Genomic DNA, 17,173 nt, shown 5'->3' with positions numbered 1-17,173 from the left:
GGGATGTTCGACGCTACCCTCCGGGAAAAGTGGATTGCCAACTACCGATACCCATGGGGTGGTTGGACAGCAGGACACATCCCTGAGCGAGCCGGGGGAGCGGCCGGATGGAGATCAGGTTCGAGGCGGTGGGAGCCGCGCGCGAGGACGAACTGCTGTCCCTGTACGACCGGCTGGCGGGCGATCCTCCGAGACCGGCCCGGCCATCCGCCGCTTCGGCATCGCCACCGGCCGCCAGGTCGGCAAGGACCTCGCCATCCCGAAGGAGCTGCGCTACTGGCCGCAGGGCTCCGCGCAGACCGGCCGCAGCATCGAGGCCCTCGCCCTCTCCCCCGACGGCCGCCATCTCTACGCCGGCTGGGAGGCCCCCCTCGCCGAGGACGGCGACCAGCGCGGCCGGGGCATCATCCGCATCCAGCGCTACACCGGGACACCCGGCGGCACCTACACCCCGGACCGGCAGTCCGCCTTCCTGGCCGACGACGGCATGTACCTGTCCGAGCTGACCGCCGTCGACGACAACGGCGGCCTCCTCGCGCTGGAACGCCAGTACACCGCCGGTCTCGGCTCCGAGATCCGGATCGCCCAGCTCTCCCTGGCCGACGCCCCGGACGTCACCGAGCTGACCTCCCTGTGGCACCAGCCCGCGAAGATCTTCGCCCCCGACGAACTCGTCGTCGACCTGGCGACCTGCCCCGCGGGCGGCCCCGGCGCGGTCGCCGGCCCGGCCTCGACCCCGCAGCACCCGCTCCTCGACAACGTGGAGGGCATGGCCCTGGGCACCGCCCGGACAGCCGGAAAGTACAAGGGCCGGCACCCGCTCTACCTGGTCTCCGACGACAACGACAGCGACAGCCAGATCACCCGCTTCTACTCGCTCGCGGTGAGGCTGCGCCCCTGAATAGGCTCGTCCCCATGCCCCCGGCCAAGAAGCGCGCCCGCAGGTACGACCCCGCCAAGATCCGTACGGCGGTCCTCGCCCAGCTCGGCAACGTGCGGGACGCCGTTCCCGCCCTCACGCCCGAGCAACTCGCGCTCCCCACCCGGCTCGGCGAGTGGACGGTGCGCGACCTCGTCGCCCACATCGGCATGGCGGTCACCGCCCTGCACCGGGCCCTGGAGCAGCCCGAGCCGGCGAAGGCCGACGCGGTCCTGCTGGACTGGCCCGCGGGGACCTCCGGCAACTCCGCCGCCATCGCCGACTTCACCCGGCGGATCGCGGAGGACCATCCCGACCTCGGTGCCTACCTCGCCGACATCGACGAGAGCCTCCGCGTCCTGCTCGCCGCACACCCCGGGACCCGGCTGCTCGTCACCAGCGCCGGCGTGCTCTCCCTCGACGACTACCTCGTCACCCGCACCGTCGAGCTGGTCGTCCACACCGACGACCTCAACGCGGCCGTGCCGGGCCTTGAGGTGCCCTACGACCGGCAGGCGCTGGCCGCGTGCACCCGGCTGCTCGCGGACGCCCTCGCGGCCAAGGCGCCCGGCGGCTCCACCGAGGTGCGGGTGCCGCCGTACGCCGTGGTGCAGTGCGTCGAAGGGCCCCGGCACACCCGGGGCACCCCGCCGAACGTTGTCGAGACCGATCCGCTGACCTGGATCCGGCTGGCCACCGGACGGCTGGCGTGGCGGGAGGCCGTGGCGGACGCCAAGGTCAGCGCCAGCGGGGAGCGGGCGGACATCGGGGCCCATCTGCCCGTCATGAGCTGAGGGAACCGATCACCCGGTGCGTTCCGTCGAATCGGCATGTACGGGTACAAGCGGCGCATGATTCTCACGGCCGCCACCGCCCTGCTCGCGGTGGCCTGCGGGAGCGAGAAGGATGGTTCCGTGACCGCACGGCAGCCGGTGACCGGCATCGACTGGACCGTCGACAGCGTCACCGTCGACGGCACCACCCACCGTGCCCCGGCCCACGCCCATATGCGGATCGAGGACGGCAGGGCGGCCGGCAGCCTCGGCTGCAACCAGTTCAGCGCCACGGCGGACGTCACGGACGACCGGATCCGGCTGACCCACACCCGCACCACCCGGATGGCCTGCGACGACGCCCGGATGACCTTCGAGCGCGCCCTCGCCCGCGCCCTCACCGCCGGGCCGCTCGGCACCGCGGCCGAAGGCAAGCGACTCACCCTCACCACCGCCACCGGCGACCGGGTCCAGCTGTCCCGGAAGTGACCTCCGACCCCTCTCCGGCCCCCCTCCCATCCCCCCGAATGATGTGCGACACCTCACTCAGAGATACGGTGCGAGGGGGTTGCGCGGACACCGGACCGCACGAACAGGCACCGCCTGGAGAAACCTCTTGCCGCGTTGACCAGCGCAAATGGAGAATCCCACAACGGCGTCCGCGGTCGTAGATCCATTACGGCCGGGTATCCCCAATTCGGACCAGTGGTCGATCTCGCCTACACTCGGTGCCGTGCCACGTGGTGACGGTCTCCTCAATCACGATCTGCTCCCCGGTGAGAAGGGCCCCCAGGACGCTTGCGGCGTCTTCGGTGTCTGGGCTCCCGGTGAAGAGGTCGCCAAGCTCACGTACTTCGGGCTGTACGCCCTCCAGCATCGGGGCCAGGAGTCCGCGGGTATCGCGGTCAGCAACGGCTCCCAGATCCTCGTCTTCAAGGACATGGGGCTTGTCTCCCAGGTCTTCGACGAGACCTCTCTCGGCTCGCTCCAGGGTCATATCGCGGTCGGTCACGCCCGCTACTCGACCACCGGTGCCTCCGTGTGGGAGAACGCCCAGCCGACGTTCCGTGCCACCGCGCACGGCTCGATCGCGCTCGGCCACAACGGCAACCTGGTCAACACGGCGCAGCTCGCCGAGATGGTCGCCGAACTCCCGAAGGACACCAACGGCCGGTCCACCCGGGTCGCGGCCACCAACGACACCGACCTGCTCACCGCGCTGCTCGCGGCCCAGGTCGACGAGGACGGCAAGCCGCTGACCGTCGAGGAGGCCGCCCCCGTGGTCCTCCCGAACGTGCGCGGTGCCTTCTCCCTCGTCTTCATGGACGAGCACACCCTCTACGCCGCCCGCGACCCGCAGGGCATCCGCCCGCTGGTCCTCGGCCGCCTGGAGCGCGGCTGGGTGGTCGCCTCCGAGTCCGGCGCGCTCGACATCTGCGGTGCGAGCTTCGTCCGCGAGATCGAGCCGGGCGAGTTCGTCGCCATCGACGAGAACGGCCTGCGCACCTCCCGATTCGCGGACGCGAAGCCCAAGGGCTGTGTCTTCGAGTACGTGTACCTGGCCCGCCCCGACACCGACATCGCCGGGCGGAACGTGTACCTCTCCCGCGTGGAGATGGGCCGGATGCTCGCCAAGGAAGCCCCGGTCGACGCCGACCTGGTGATAGCGACCCCGGAGTCCGGCACCCCCGCCGCCATCGGCTACGCGGAGGCCTCCGGCATCCCCTTCGGCAACGGTCTGGTCAAGAACGCCTACGTCGGCCGGACCTTCATCCAGCCCTCGCAGACCATCCGGCAGCTCGGCATCCGCCTCAAGCTGAACCCGCTGAAGGAAGTCATCAAGGGCAAGCGCCTGGTCGTCGTCGACGACTCGATCGTGCGCGGCAACACCCAGCGCGCGCTCGTGCGCATGCTGCGGGAGGCGGGCGCGGCCGAGGTCCACATCCGGATCTCCTCGCCGCCGGTCAAGTGGCCCTGCTTCTTCGGCATCGACTTCGCCACCCGCGCCGAGCTCATCGCCAACGGCATGACCATCGAGGAGATCGGCACCTCGCTCGGCGCCGACTCCCTGGCGTACATCTCCATCGACGGCATGATCGAGGCGACCACCATCGCCAAGCCGAACCTGTGCCGTGCCTGCTTCGACGGCGAGTACCCGATGGAGCTCCCGGACCCCGAGCTGCTCGGCAAGCAGCTCCTGGAGACCGAGCTGGCCGCCGGTCCGGCAGCCACGGCCGCGGCCGACGCGATCCGTCGCCCGTAAGCCCCGTCATCAACCCGAAAGATCCCAGGCAATGTCTGAGAGCCAGTCCTCCGGCGCTTCCTACGCGGCTGCCGGTGTCGACATCGAGGCGGGCGACCGCGCCGTCGAGCTGATGAAGGAGTGGGTGAAGAAGACCCAGCGCCCCGAGGTCCTCGGCGGCCTCGGCGGCTTCGCCGGTCTCTTCGACGCCTCCGCCCTGAAGAACTACGAGCGCCCGCTGCTCGCCTCGGCCACGGACGGCGTGGGCACCAAGGTGGACATCGCCCGGCAGCTGGGCGTGTACGACACCATCGGCCATGACCTGGTCGCCATGGTCATGGACGACATCGTGGTGTGCGGCGCGGAGCCGCTGTTCATGACCGACTACATCTGCGTCGGCAAGGTCCACCCCGAGCGGGTCGCCGCGATCGTCAAGGGCATCGCCGAGGGCTGTGTGCTGGCCGGCTGCGCCCTGGTGGGCGGGGAGACGGCCGAGCACCCGGGCCTGCTGGGCGCGGACGACTTCGACGTCGCCGGCGCCGGTACGGGCGTGGTGGAGGCCGACCGGCTGCTCGGCGCGGATCGTATCCGTACGGGTGACGCGGTGATCGCGATGGCGTCCTCCGGTCTTCACTCCAACGGGTACTCCCTGGTCCGGCACGTCCTGCTGAACCAGGCGGGCCTCGCGCTCGACGCGCACATCGAGGAGCTGGGCCGGACCCTCGGCGAGGAACTCCTGGAGCCCACCAAGATCTACTCGCTGGACTGCCTGGCCCTGATGCGCACGGCGGAGGTGCACGCCTTCAGCCATGTCACCGGCGGCGGGCTCGCGGCGAACCTGGCCCGGGTGATCCCGGACCACCTGCACGCGACCGTCGACCGTGCCACCTGGACCCCGGGCCCGATCTTCGACCTGGTCGGCCGGACCGGCGAGGTCGAGCGGCTCGAACTGGAGAAGACGCTCAACATGGGCGTCGGCATGATCGCGATCGTCCCGCAGGAATCGGTGGATGTGGCGCTGACCACACTGGCCGACCGCGGGGTCGAGGCCTGGGTGGCCGGCGAGATCACCGAGCGGGGCGCGCACACCACCGGTGCGGAACTGGTGGGGGACTACGCCTGACAGGCAGCACGAAACCCGGTCCGGCGTCGAAGCCCCGGACCGGGTGAAGTGCAGTTGCTGAGAGAACTGCGGAGAGTGGTACGTCAAGCACCACGACGATGCTGCGACTGCGGACCGGACTGATCGTCCTCGTCCTCGTCGTCATCATCGTTATAGAGATCCGCGTACTGGGCGTACGGGTCGTCCTCGTCCTCGTCGTCGTCCTCGAACGGCTCGCCGTTCGGCGGCTGGCTCGAAGTCGATGCGCCCAGCTCGCTGGCCAGACGTGACAGGTCAGTCCCACCGCTGTTGTACTTCAGCTGGCGGGCGACCTTCGTCTGCTTGGCCTTGGCCCGGCCGCGCCCCATGGCTCGACCCCCTCGGTGACGGGGCTCGACGGCCCCAGAGTCTGACACGCGTTCATGATCCGGAACGGACTCTCCTCGGAGAGACCGGTCCGTAGGGCTTCCACGGTACCTGAGCCCGCGCCCATACGGTACGTCGCCCGCACCACGCGCCTGACTCCATGACCCGCGAGGCGCCCCGTCCCCGCTGGTCAACCACGATTTTAACCACTTCCTGGCGGACGACCCGCCGACGAACGTGAGAGTTCTCTCCAACCGCCCGCCGGCAGGTACCGAAATTCCTCGCGGAAACCGCCCGGACCGTCAGCGGCCACCCGCCGTTACCGCTTCGTGCATCCGCTGTTCGGCGATCCGGTCGGCCGCGGCGGCCGGCGGAATCCCGTCGTCCTTCGCACGTGCGAAGATGGCCAGCGTGGTGTCGAAGATCTTCGCGGCCTTCGCCCTGCACCGCTCGAAGTCGAACCCGTGCAGTTCGTCGGCGACCTGGATGACCCCGCCGGCGTTCACCACGTAGTCCGGCGCGTAGAGGATCCCGCGGTCCGCGAGGTCCTTCTCGACGCCCGGGTGGGCCAGCTGGTTGTTGGCCGCGCCGCACACCACCTGGGCGGTCAGCGCCGGCACGGACTCGTCGTTCAGGGCGCCGCCGAGCGCGCAGGGGGCGTAGATGTCGAGGCCCTCGACACGGATCAGGGCGTCGGTGTCGGCGGCGACCCGGACCTGCGGGTGCCGGTCGGAGATCCGGCCGACGGCCTCCCGGCGCACGTCGGTGACGACCACCCGGGCGCCCTCCTCCAGCAGGTGCTCCACCAGGTGGTGGCCGACCTTGCCGACGCCCGCGATGCCGACGAGACGGCCGCGCAGCGAGGGGTCGCCCCACAGGTGCTGGGCGCTGGCGCGCATGCCCTGGTAGACGCCGTAGGCGGTGAGGACGGAGGAGTCGCCGGCGCCGCCGTTCTCCGGGGAGCGGCCGGTGGTCCAGCGGCACTCGCGGGCCACGACGTCCATGTCGGCGACATAGGTGCCGACGTCGCAGGCGGTGACGTACCGGCCGCCGAGCGAGGCCACGAACCGCCCGTAGGCGAGCAGCAGCTCCTCGGTCTTGTCCCGCTCGGGGTCGCCGATGATCACGGCCTTGCCACCGCCGTGGTCGAGCCCGGCCATGGCGTTCTTGTACGACATCCCGCGCGCGAGGTTGAGGGCGTCGGCGACGGCCTCCTCCTCCGTGGCGTACGGGTAGAAGCGGGTGCCGCCGAGGGCGGGGCCCAGCGCGGTGGAGTGGATGGCGATGACGGCCTTCAGGCCGCTCTTGCGGTCCTGGCAGAGCACGACCTGCTCGTGACCGCCCTGGTCCGAGTGGAACAGGGTGTGCAGGACGCCGGTGGAAACGTCGGTCACTGTGGTGACTCCCGGTTGTGTCGCGTGTGTCGCGGCGGGTGGCTGCGGGGTGGCTCCCGTAAGGGTGGCGGGGGCCGTGGCATGAGCGTAGAGCCATAGCCCGCACACCATCCGCGCAGTGTTCAGGATCACTCTCCCGTGCCGTGTGCGCACGTATGAGCGTGGGACGATTTGCTGTGGTTTCCCGGACCGGCCAGGTGGGCTCCGCCGTGGGTTCCGCTGGTTTCGAGCCCGGTCCGATGGGGAGGGAGCAGGCGTGCCCAAGGTGTCCTCGGTGGTCGTCCCCTACGCGACGTACCTGCGTGTGTACGAGCCGCTGGCCGCCTTTCCGGAGCCGGAGCGCGACCACTGGGAGCGTTATGCCCGCCGCCGGGGCCGGCCCTCGTACCAGGACGAACTCCGGCGCTCCCTGGCCGACTTGCTGCCCACCCCGCCGATCCCGGTGCCGGTGCAGGAGAGCGCCGACGCCTTCGTGCTGTCGGTGGACGGCGTGGTGTGCGTCTGCCCCTGGCGGACCCGGCTGCGCGGCTGGCAGGCGCTGCAGGAGCTCTCCGACGAGCTGCCCAAGTCGGTCCTGGACGCGATGCTGCCGCCCGTCGTGCGCCGCCAGGCCGCGGTGGACTACGAGCGCTGGCTGGTCCGCAATCCCGACTCCCGGCCCTGGATCCGCACGGCGACCTGGCAGGTGCCGCTGAACTGGTTCGTGCTGGTCTCCGACGAGGAGCGCCGGTACGAGAAGGGGACCGGCGAGATCCCGCCGATGCTGCGCTACCGCACGCCGATGGTGCAGGCCCGGCGCCGGGTGGCCCGGGCGCTGCGCACGCTCAAGGACACCGTGGAGGAAGGGCCGCTGATCGACGGTCTGGTGGACGTCGGCCGCTGGCTGGAGGAGTTCCACCCGCGTTCGCTGGTCGAGCTGGACTACGGCGGCCTGGTGCACACCCTGCCGGCCGGCGATCTGGAGGACGACCACTCGGCGGCCGACGTGGCGGCCGGCATCGAGGCGCTGCGGCAGGGCGACGGGGCGGCGGCCGGAGCGGCGTACGGCCGGCTGGTGGAGCGCTGGCGGGCGGTCCGGGACCGGCGTTCGGCGAACTGAGCGCCGGTCTGAGCACCGGGGCCGGGTGATCCGTACTAACCGGGTGGGTAGTCCGGTGCCTTTTACGACTGGGTGACACCTCGGTGACGTATGTGTGCTGAGTGACGTACGTCACGGCCTGGAAGGCAGGAAACAACGTACGTTGACGGCACTTCAGTGCACTCACGGGACGTTGGTCTCGATCCGGGCTTTTGTGTCGAGGGTGATGGATAGCACTTACACGGCTCTTGCGTCGCTTGCCACTCCTCGTGCCAAAATAGGACAAGGAGTCCGGGGAAGGCTCCTTCCGTCCAAGTGTGGTGCACTGTGGGCGGATTCTCAGCATTACGTGCTTTGGGGGGTCTGGTGACTCCTGATCGTCCTGTGACTGATCGTCACAGTGGCGTGACTGTCCGCTATGGCATGGTCCATCGGCTTCCGCGGCTGATGACTACCTGGGAGGGCAATTCCATCGGTTTGGCCGACGCGGCTGGACAGATGGTGTAGTTGTAGTGCCGAGGACAAGCCGTTCGTCCTATAACCGACTCGACTCGCGTCCGCCATTTCGGGCAACGCGGGTCAAGGTGCAGAATTTAGAGGAAAGAACCGAGAAGGTTCGGTTCTCCCGAGGAGGCCGCTCATGACCGCTCGCACCCCTGATGCCGAGCCGCTGCTGACCCCGGCTGAGGTCGCCACGATGTTCCGCGTCGACCCCAAGACGGTCACGCGGTGGGCGAAGGCCGGCAAGCTCACGTCGATTCGTACGCTCGGCGGACACCGCCGCTACCGCGAGGCCGAGGTCCGCGCCCTGCTGGCGGGCATCCCCCAGCAGCGCACCGAGGCCTGACCAACTGAATAGCGGGCAAACCGACCGGTCCCCCAACTGGCCGAGACGCCCGCAACCCTAGCTCCAAGCGACGCGGGACCCGCCCCAACGGGGCCCACGCCCAGGCCGACAAGAACTTCACAGGCAAGCGACACAGGGTGCGTCGTAGATCGCGCTGGACTCCGCCGGGTCCAGCGCGATCTTTTTTGTGCGTCCGTGAGGTCTCCGGCGACGCTAACCAGCGCTTCTGTGAGCAGCCTTGTCGGAGTCTGGGGATCACTGTGGACGGGGTCCGCAGGCTGGTGCAATTGCACATATTAAATTGACCAGTTGTAGGAAGGGGGTAAGTTCCGTCGTTTCGGAAACTCATGCGGTGACACCCGTCACATACCGCGCGGGTTGTTTGTACTGCCCCAGGTGCGCTAGAGGAGCCGCGCGCTCCATCGGCCCCTGAGGGTACGGCCGTTGGGTCCGGCGCCGGTCACGCGCCGACGGGTTCCTCGTCCTCCCCGCCGTCCTCGGGAGCCTCGGCGGCGGCGCACGGCGCGGAGTCCATGGCCAGCCGCAGCAGCCGGTGGCAGACCGGACAGTGGCGGGTCAGGTGCCGGTACGACGAGGCGGCCGCCAGGTGGGCCCTCAGCAACGCCCGCGTCTCATGCCGCACCGAAGCCGCCATACGCCACCTCCAGAAGCGGGCCGAGGGGAGGAGCGGGCCCTCTCTTCTGGGTACCGACCGAATGTGACGCCGTCAATGCCGCACACGAAAGAGCCCGGATCCGAAGATCCGGGCTCCCGACCGCGGTCTTGACGTAACGACGACCGGCGCCGGCACCGGCGGGGCAGGGGCCGTCGCCGGTGGCACGCGCGAGGCCCGCGTCCCTTGCGGGATGCGGGCCTCGGTTTACTGCGGTCCTGACGGGATTCGCTGAGTCCGATGGCGGCTGCCGCCGCGGGCGCGGCCTCCGCCTCGGCAGGGCGGTGGGGGAGAGGCTGTTGCTGGTGACATGCGCGAGGCCCGCGTCCCTTGCGGGATGCGGGCCTCGGTTTACTGCGGTCCTGACGGGATTTGAACCCGCGGCCTCCACCTTGACAGGGTGGCGAGCACTCCAAACTGCTCCACAGGACCAGGTTTCGCGGCACTTTGTCTTCGCTGTGCTGCGAAAAGGACTGTACAGGAGGGTGTGGGTCCTGGTCGAACTCACTTAGCGTGGCCGGTCGGTTACGGGGCCAGGGTGTCGATGGCCTTCACGATCCGCTTGTCGGAGATCGGGTACGCCGTGCCCAGCGCGTGGGCGAAGTAGCTGACCCGGAGCTCCTCCAGCATCCAGCGGACGTCCAGGACCTGCCGGGAGACCGGCCGGCCCTTCGGGAGCTGCTCCAGGAGCCAGGCGTACTCGTCCTGCATCTCGTGGACCTTCTCCATCCGGGTGGTGTCCCGCTGGACGTTCGTCGGCATCTGCTGGAGACGGCGGTCCGCGGCCACCAGATAGCGCATCAGGTCGGGCAGGCGTCGTATACCGGCCCAGGTGACGAAGCCGGGCTTCACGAGGGCGTCCAGCTGCTTGCGGACATCGGTGAGGTTCGCCAGCAGCGCGGGGCTCCGTACACCCTTCAGACGGCGCTCACAGGCCTGCCAGGCGGCGAGCACCTGCTGCACCTGGCCCACCGTCCGGACCGTCGTGTCGACGATCTCGGCGCGCACCTTGTCGTAGAGCTTGCGGTACGACTCCTCGTCCCACACCGGCCCCCCGAAGTCGGCGATCAGCTTGTCCGCCGCCGCCGTCGCGCAGTCGTCGAAGAGGGCCTGGACCGTCCCGTGCGGGTTCGCCGACAGGGCGAGCTTCTGGGCGTTGGTCAGCTTGTCGGACGCGAACTTCGCCGGGTTCACCGGGATGTTGCGCAGGATCAGCCGCCGGGTGCCCTTCCACATCGCCTCGGTCTGCTCCTCCTCGGTGTCGAAGAGGCGGACGGAGACCGTGTCGCCGTCGTCGACGAGGGCCGGGTAGGCCTTCACCGGCTGGCCCGCCCGGCGGGTCTCGAAGACGCGGGTGAGCGAGCCGATCGTCCAGTCGGTGAGGCCCTGGCGCTCCAGGGACTCGCCGCCCTCGCGGGACGCGGTGGCGGCCGCCGCCTGGGAGAGGGCCTGCCGGGCCTTCGGCTTCAGCCGGAGCTTCAGCGCCTCCAGGTCCTTGTCCTCGGCCAGCTTCCGGCGCCGTTCGTCCACGATCCGGAAGGTGATCGTGAGGTGGTCGGGCACCTTCGCCCAGTCGAAGTCCTCGGCGTCGAAGGGCACGCCGACCATGCGGCGGAGCTCACGCGCCATGGTGACGGTGAGCGGCTCCTGTAGCGGCACGGCCCGCTCCAGGAAGGCCTTCGCGTAGTTCGGCGCGGGCACGTAGTTGCGGCGGATCGGCTTGGGGAGGGTGCGGATCAGCTCCGTGACCACCTCTTCCCGCAGGCCCGGGATCTGCCAGTCGAAGCCCTCGTCCTTCACCTGGTTGAGGACCTGGAGCGGGATGTGGACGGTCACGCCGTCGGCGTCCGCGCCCGGCTCGAACTGGTAGGTGACCCGGAACTTGAGCGGGCCCTGCCGCCAGGAGTCCGGATAGTCGGCCTTGGTGACCGCCTCCGCCGACTCCCGGATCAGCATCTCCCGCTCGAAGTCCAGGAACTCCGGCTGCTCGTGCCGCTTGTGCTTCCACCAGGAGTCGAAGTGGGCGCCGGACACGACGTGCTCGGGCACCCGCTGGTCGTAGAAGTCGAAGAGCGTGTCGTCGTCGACGACGATGTCCCGGCGCCGGGCGCGGTGTTCGAGTTCCTCGACCTCGCTCAGCAGCCTGCGGTTGTCGGCGAAGAACTTGTGGTGGGTCCGCCAGTCGCCCTCCACCAGGGCGTTGCGGATGAAAAGCTCGCGGCTGACCTCGGGGTCGATCCGGCCGTAGTTCACCTTGCGGTCGGCGACGATCGGTACGCCGTAGAGCGTGACCTTCTCGAACGCCATCACGGCCGCCTGGTCCTTCTCCCAGTGCGGTTCGCTGTACGTCCGCTTGAGGAGGTGCTCGGCGAGGGGTTCCACCCACTCCGGCTCGATCTTCGCGTTGACCCGGGCCCACAGGCGGGAGGTCTCGACGAGTTCGGCGGACATCACGAACCGGGGCGTCTTCTTGAAGAGGGCCGAGCCGGGGAAGATCGCGAACTTGGCGCTGCGGGCACCGAGGTACTCGTTCTTCGGGCCGTCCTTCACGTCCTTCATACCGATGTGGGAGAGCAGGCCCGCGAGGAGGGAGACGTGCACGCGGTCGCCGGGGGCGTCCTCCTCGTTGAGGTGGATGCCCATCTGCTTGGCGACCGTGCGCAGCTGCGTGTAGATGTCCTGCCATTCGCGGATGCGCAGGAAGTTGAGGTACTCCTGCTTGCACATCCGCCGGAAGGAGCTGGAGCCGCGTTCCCTCTGCTGCTCCCTGACGTACTTCCACAGGTTGAGGAAGGCCAGGAAGTCGCTGGTCTCGTCGCGGAAGCGGGCGTGCTGCTGGTCGGCCTGGGTCTGCTTGTCGGCCGGGCGTTCGCGCGGGTCCTGGATGGAGAGCGCGGCGGCGATGACCATGACCTCGCGGACACAGCCGTTCTTGTCGGCTTCAAGGACCATGCGGGCGAGCCGTGGGTCGACCGGCAGCTGGGCGAGCTTGCGGCCGCTGTCGGTGAGCCGCTTGCGGGCGTCCCGCTCGTCCGGGTTCAGCGCGCCCAGCTCCTGGAGCAGCTGCACGCCGTCGCGGATGTTGCGGTGGTCCGGCGGGTCGATGAAGGGGAACTTCTCGATGTCGCCGAGGCCGGCCGCGGTCATCTGCAGGATGACGGAGGCGAGGTTCGTACGGAGGATCTCGGCGTCCGTGAACTCCGGGCGGCCGAGGAAGTCCTCCTCGTCGTACAGCCGGATGCAGATGCCGTCGGACGTACGGCCGCAGCGGCCCTTGCGCTGGTTGGCGCTGGCCTGGCTGATCGGCTCGATCGGCAGCCGCTGCACCTTGGTGCGGTGGCTGTAGCGGGAGATCCGGGCGAAGCCGGGGTCGATGACGTACTTGATGCCCGGGACGGTGAGGGAGGTCTCGGCGACGTTGGTAGCCAGAACGATCCTGCGCCCGGTGTGCGGCTGGAAGACCCGGTGCTGCTCGGCGTGCGAGAGCCGGGCGTAGAGGGGCAGGACCTCCGTACCCTGCCAACTAGCGCCTCCGGCGCGGGGGTACTTCCGCTTCTCCAGCGCGTCCGCCGTGTCGCGGATCTCCCGCTCGCCGGAGAGGAAGACGAGGATGTCGCCCTGTCCCTCGCCCTGGAGTTCCTCCACGGCGTCGCAGATGGCGGTGATCTGGTCCCGGTCGGCGTCGTCCGTGTCCTCTTCGAGGAGCGGGCGGTAGCGGACCTCCACGGGGTAGGTCCGGCCGCTGACCTCGACGATCGGGGCTTCGCCGAAGTGCCGGGAGAACCGCTCGGGGTCGATGGTCGCGGAGGTGATCACGACCTTCAGGTCCGGCCGCTTCGGCAGCAGCTGGGCCAGGTACCCGAGCAGGAAGTCGATGTTGAGGGACCGCTCGTGGGCCTCGTCGATGATGATCGTGTCGTAGGCGCGCAGCTCGCGGTCGGTCTGGATCTCGGCGAGCAGGATGCCGTCGGTCATCAGCTTGATGAAGGTGGCGTCCGGGTTCACCTGGTCGGTGAAGCGGACCTTCCAGCCGACGGACTCGCCGAGCGGCGTCCGCAGCTCCTCCGCCACCCGCTCGGCGACGGTACGGGCGGCGATCCGGCGCGGCTGGGTGTGCCCGATCATGCCGCGCACCCCCCGCCCGAGCTCCAGACAGATCTTGGGGATCTGGGTGGTCTTGCCGGAGCCGGTCTCACCGGCCACGATCACGACCTGGTGGTCGCGTATCGCCTCGGCGATCTCGTCCTTCTTCTGGCTGACCGGCAGCTGCTCGGGGTACGACACGGCGGGCACGACGGCGCGCCGGCCGGCCATCCGTTCCTCGGCCCTTGCCACCTCGGCCTCGATCTCGGCGAGGACGGCGGCGCGGGCCTCCGGCTTACGGATCTTGCGTGCGCCTTCGAGCCTGCGCCCGAGCCGGTGCGCGTCGCGCAGCGAGAGCTCGGTCAGGCGAGGGGCGAGAGTGCCGAGGGCGGGGGCGGGGTGCGTAGACATACGCGATCCAGGATCTCACCTCGGGGAAATGCATGGCGAACCCTTTTGCCTCCGGCGGTTCGGCCGTGTCCCTACGGGGTTCGCTGGGGCGGGGTGGCGGAGGGTTCGGCGGGGGGCGCGGCGGGGGCCGAGGGCGGGGCGGCGGCCGTGGCGGCGGCCGAGGAGACGATCGACTTCGCCGTGTTCGATACGGCCTTGATCCCCAGGTAGGCGGTGGTCATGCTGCTCACGGCGGTGAAGGCGGCGGTGAGTACACCGATGATCACCGACTTGTCGCCGTGGAGCTGCCAGACGCCCACGACCGCGACCCCGGCGATCGCGAGGTTGCTGATGACCACGGCGAGAAGGCCGTATCTCGCCCGGTCCTTCTCCAGCTGTATGTCCTGGTCCCGACTCATTTTCCCCGCCCTGATGGTGTGTCGACCCGGCAGAACCTAGCGGACCGTCAGCTCGCCGGGAACACGATGCAGCCGCCGAGGAGGTCGGCGGAGACGTTCACCGGTACGGAGCCGGCGTTGTACAGGTCGATCTCGCCGTCGGCGCCGACCTTGGTGAGGGCGCGGTCTGCCGCGGTGTGTCCCTTGGTGAAGCTGAGGGAGTAGACGCCGGGGCGCGCGGTGCCGTCGGCGTAGGCGACGAGGTAGCCGTTGCCGGACGGGGCGGACACCGTGAGGTTCAGGTCGGCGGCGGTGACCCCGGTCGCGGGGACGCCGTGGGCGCCGGTGACCTTGAGCTTGAGGGTGGCGTGGGCGGCGATGCGGGCGGTCTTGAGGACCCGTACGGGGGTGACGGGCAGGAACTCCGAGCCGTTCGCGGTGGTGCCGTACCAGCCGGCGAGGTCCGCCACCAGGTTCGCCGCTGCCTTGCTGCCGTTGCGCAGGACGATCTTCCCGTCCTTCAGGGGGATCACGACCTGGGCGGAGGCGGTCTGTCCGGTGGTCCAGAACGGGCCGCTCACGCTGGAGCCGCTGGTGCCGTGGGTGGAGACCGTGAGGCTGCCGGAGGCCTTGGTGGTGGTCGCCGTGACGTCGAGGACCACGGCCGTCGCGTGCGCCGGGACGCCGTGGGTGCCGCCGACCGCCAGGGTGACGGAGTGGCCGCCGGCGACCGGGGCGTGCGCACCGCCGGTTCCGGTGCGGGTGTCGAGCAGCCGGGCCGGGGTGGCCGGGTGGTAGGTGTCGGCGTACTGGGCGTGGGACTGGAGACCGACCGTGGCCACGTCGACCGTGACCGCGCGGGAGCTGCCGTTGTAGACGTCGACCGCACCGGTCGGGGTGACCTTCACCGTGGTCTCGGCGGTGGCCGTACGGCCCGGCTCGAAGGTGATGCCGGCGGTGCCCGGGCGGGTGGTGCCGTGGGTGTAGAGGGTGAGCGCGCCGCTCGCCTTGGCGTTGCTGGTGACGAGCTGGAGCTGGGCGGCGTCGACGCCGTCGGAGTCGGCGTGCAGGGTGGCCGCGGACAGCTTCAGGACGCCGTGGGCGGCGATGGTCTTCTCGGTGTCGTGCTGCGGGGTCACGGGGATGAAGGCGTCCGCGGCGTGGAAGGCCGTCCTGGCGGTGGTGGTCCGGCCGAACAGGTCGGTCTGCGTCAGGGTGGCGGTGTAGGTGCCGGGGGCCGGGTACTGGTGGGTGGTCTGCTGGACGCCGTCGGCCAGGTTCTCCTGCGCGCCGTCGCCGAACGTCAGGGTCCGGTAGGCGACCTCCCAGGCGTCGGCGGGTTCCGGGACGGTGAACCGCGCGGAGCCCGCGTCTGTCTGGCCGTCGTTCGTGGTGTCGGCGGTCGCGGACAGGGCCGCGGCCGGCGGTGTGGCCGTACCCGCTGTCGTCCAGCCGGTCCCGAGCTTGCTCGTCCCGTCGCTGTCGGTGACCGTGATGCGGGTGAGGTACCGGCCCGGCGTGCTGTAGCTGTGGGGGATCGGAGTGCCCTGCGTGCCCGTGGCCGGGGTGCTGCCGTCCCCGAAGTCGACCGAGTACGTGAGTGCCTTGGCCCAGTTGCTGACGGCGTCCGTCTTCACCGAGGTGTCGAACGGCGCGACGCCGTTCGACGGGTAGGCGTCGGCGGGAATCGTGATGACGTCCTCCCGCTCGAGGGCGCCCCGGTCGGGAGCGGGTGTGCCGGTCCCGGTGTTGTCGACGATCGGGTCGTCGGCTCGCGGGTTCCCCGCGAGGTCGGTGGTGAGTTCGCCGGGCGCGGCGGCGTCGGCGGAGTCGACGAGGGGGGAGCGCTCGGGCGGTTGGTTCCCGGGGGTCACCCCGAGTCCGTCGATGTCGTGGGCGGCCTGCGTGGTTCCGGCCCGGAACGCCGCGCTGGTGGCGTAGGAGGTGCCGCCCCAGGAGTACTCGGTGCGCGACGGGGCGGACGGGCCCCCGTCCTTCGCCGCCACGTTGTAGTCGGCGGTGACCTGGCCCGTGGAGTCGGCCGACACCGCGTAGAGCGGAGCGGTCGGCGCCGGGCAGGTGCTGCTCTGGGCCGCCCCCGCGCTGATGGCGATGTTGTTCTCCACCGCTCCGGAGCTTGCGCCGTCCAGCGAGATTCCGGTGGCACAGGCCGCGAGGACCGTGTTGCTCGTCACGTCCGCGCCGGACGTTCCCGTGATCGCGATGCCGCCCTGCCGCGTCGTGAAGATCGTGTTGGTCGTCACGGTGACCCGCGCCGCTCCCGGCTCCGTCCGCACGCCGTACGCGTACGAGGGGCCCATCGAACTCCGTGACACGGTCACGTCCGACGAGGCGCCGTCCACGCTCACCGCGCTGCCCGTGGCGGGGGCGTCCAGGGCCGGGTGGTTGATCGCCAGCCGGTCGAGGGTCACGTCCTCGGACCCCGTCACCGCCACGCCGTTTCCGCCGTTGTTGATGAAGGACAGTGATTCCACGCGCACGTCGTGGACCGCGTCCAGCGTCAGCGAGGGCGCGGAGCCGGGCCACCCGAGCACCGCCCGTGCACTGGCCGAACCGGGTTGCGCTCCCGTGAACGTGATCGGCGCGTCGCTCGTCCCGGACCGCGTCAGGGTCACCGCTCCCGAGTACGGGTCGTCGTCCGGCGACAGGATCAGCACCGTGTCCCCCGGCTCCACCACGTCGGCCGCGGCCTGCACGGTGCAGAAGGGCAGGCTCTGTGTCCCCGTGCCGCTGTCGCTGCACGTGACGTCGTGGTTCACGTACAGCGTCCCGTCCGGTCCCGGATCCGCCAGCGCCGGCCCGGTGCCCAGGCCGCTCATCACCCCCGCCACGACGATCGCGGCGAGGGGCAGTCCGAGGGCGGGGCGGGATCTGGGCATGAGGTCTC

The 17,173-nt window shown here is 70.2% G+C and carries 13 protein-coding genes and 1 tRNA gene; 7 read left to right on the top strand and 7 right to left on the bottom strand.

Annotated features, from left to right (window positions below; all coding sequences use genetic code 11):
• Nucleotides 1-58: 58 nt before the first annotated feature.
• The 5 genes from ACIPSJ_RS16225 to purM all read left to right on the top strand — a co-directional run bounded on the left by ACIPSJ_RS16225 (nt 59) and on the right by purM (nt 5,057).
• Nucleotides 59-901: an esterase-like activity of phytase family protein gene (locus ACIPSJ_RS16225; RefSeq protein ID WP_401346332.1), complete on the top strand. Its 843-nt coding sequence runs from the start codon at nt 59-61 to the stop codon at nt 899-901.
• 14 nt (nt 902-915) lie between these two features.
• A complete protein-coding gene (locus ACIPSJ_RS16220) occupies nt 916-1,713 on the top strand; it encodes a sterol carrier family protein (protein ID WP_401346330.1) in 798 nt (265 codons plus the stop codon).
• 57 nt (nt 1,714-1,770) lie between these two features.
• Complete coding sequence (locus tag ACIPSJ_RS16215) at nt 1,771-2,181, top strand: META domain-containing protein (protein ID WP_355713707.1); 411 nt, start codon at nt 1,771-1,773, stop codon at nt 2,179-2,181.
• 244 nt (nt 2,182-2,425) lie between these two features.
• Complete coding sequence (purF, locus tag ACIPSJ_RS16210; protein WP_359211780.1) at nt 2,426-3,955, top strand: amidophosphoribosyltransferase; 1,530 nt, start codon at nt 2,426-2,428, stop codon at nt 3,953-3,955.
• A 31-nt stretch (nt 3,956-3,986) separates the two neighbouring features.
• Nucleotides 3,987-5,057 carry a phosphoribosylformylglycinamidine cyclo-ligase gene (gene purM, locus ACIPSJ_RS16205; RefSeq protein WP_359211777.1) on the top strand — a complete coding sequence of 357 codons (1,071 nt, stop codon included), beginning with the start codon at nt 3,987-3,989 and terminating at the stop codon, nt 5,055-5,057.
• 83 nt (nt 5,058-5,140) lie between these two features.
• Here the strand turns inward: purM and ACIPSJ_RS16200 are convergent, their stop codons facing one another.
• Nucleotides 5,141-5,404, bottom strand: coding sequence for a DUF3073 domain-containing protein (locus ACIPSJ_RS16200; RefSeq protein WP_355713715.1), 264 nt, complete (start codon nt 5,402-5,404; stop codon nt 5,141-5,143).
• Nucleotides 5,405-5,704: 300 nt separating this feature from the next.
• Nucleotides 5,705-6,796 carry a Leu/Phe/Val dehydrogenase gene (locus tag ACIPSJ_RS16195; RefSeq protein ID WP_401346327.1) on the bottom strand — a complete coding sequence of 364 codons (1,092 nt, stop codon included), beginning with the start codon at nt 6,794-6,796 and terminating at the stop codon, nt 5,705-5,707.
• A gap of 256 nt (nt 6,797-7,052) precedes the next feature.
• Between ACIPSJ_RS16195 and ACIPSJ_RS16190 the strand changes: the two genes are divergently transcribed.
• Together ACIPSJ_RS16190 and bldC are read left to right on the top strand one after the other, a co-directional pair.
• Nucleotides 7,053-7,895 (top strand): hypothetical protein, encoded by an 843-nt coding sequence (locus ACIPSJ_RS16190; RefSeq protein WP_359211770.1) that lies wholly within the window; start codon nt 7,053-7,055, stop codon nt 7,893-7,895.
• Nucleotides 7,896-8,514: 619 nt separating this feature from the next.
• Nucleotides 8,515-8,721, top strand: coding sequence for a developmental transcriptional regulator BldC (gene bldC, locus ACIPSJ_RS16185; protein ID WP_033321412.1), 207 nt, complete (start codon nt 8,515-8,517; stop codon nt 8,719-8,721).
• Between the two features lie 460 nt (nt 8,722-9,181).
• Here bldC and ACIPSJ_RS16180 read toward each other — a convergent pair whose 3' ends face one another.
• The 5 genes from ACIPSJ_RS16180 to ACIPSJ_RS16160 form a co-directional block, all read right to left on the bottom strand.
• Nucleotides 9,182-9,376, bottom strand: coding sequence for a DUF6274 family protein (locus ACIPSJ_RS16180; protein WP_359211766.1), 195 nt, complete (start codon nt 9,374-9,376; stop codon nt 9,182-9,184).
• Nucleotides 9,377-9,751: 375 nt separating this feature from the next.
• A tRNA-Asp gene (locus ACIPSJ_RS16175) sits at nt 9,752-9,826 on the bottom strand.
• A 93-nt stretch (nt 9,827-9,919) separates the two neighbouring features.
• On the bottom strand, nt 9,920-13,888 hold the full coding sequence (gene hrpA / locus ACIPSJ_RS16170; RefSeq protein WP_401346324.1) for an ATP-dependent RNA helicase HrpA: 3,969 nt from the start codon (nt 13,886-13,888) through the stop codon (nt 9,920-9,922).
• A gap of 71 nt (nt 13,889-13,959) precedes the next feature.
• Nucleotides 13,960-14,286 (bottom strand): hypothetical protein, encoded by a 327-nt coding sequence (locus ACIPSJ_RS16165; RefSeq protein ID WP_401346323.1) that lies wholly within the window; start codon nt 14,284-14,286, stop codon nt 13,960-13,962.
• Between the two features lie 47 nt (nt 14,287-14,333).
• Complete coding sequence (locus ACIPSJ_RS16160) at nt 14,334-17,165, bottom strand: PKD domain-containing protein (protein WP_401346322.1); 2,832 nt, start codon at nt 17,163-17,165, stop codon at nt 14,334-14,336.
• Nucleotides 17,166-17,173: the final 8 nt, after the last annotated feature.

Source organism: Streptomyces sp. NPDC090088 (assembly GCF_044747345.1).
In the GTDB taxonomy this organism is placed as follows: domain Bacteria; phylum Actinomycetota; class Actinomycetes; order Streptomycetales; family Streptomycetaceae; genus Streptomyces.
The sequence above is the reverse complement of the archived record's forward strand: the minus strand, read 5'-3'. Positions and strand labels throughout refer to the sequence as shown.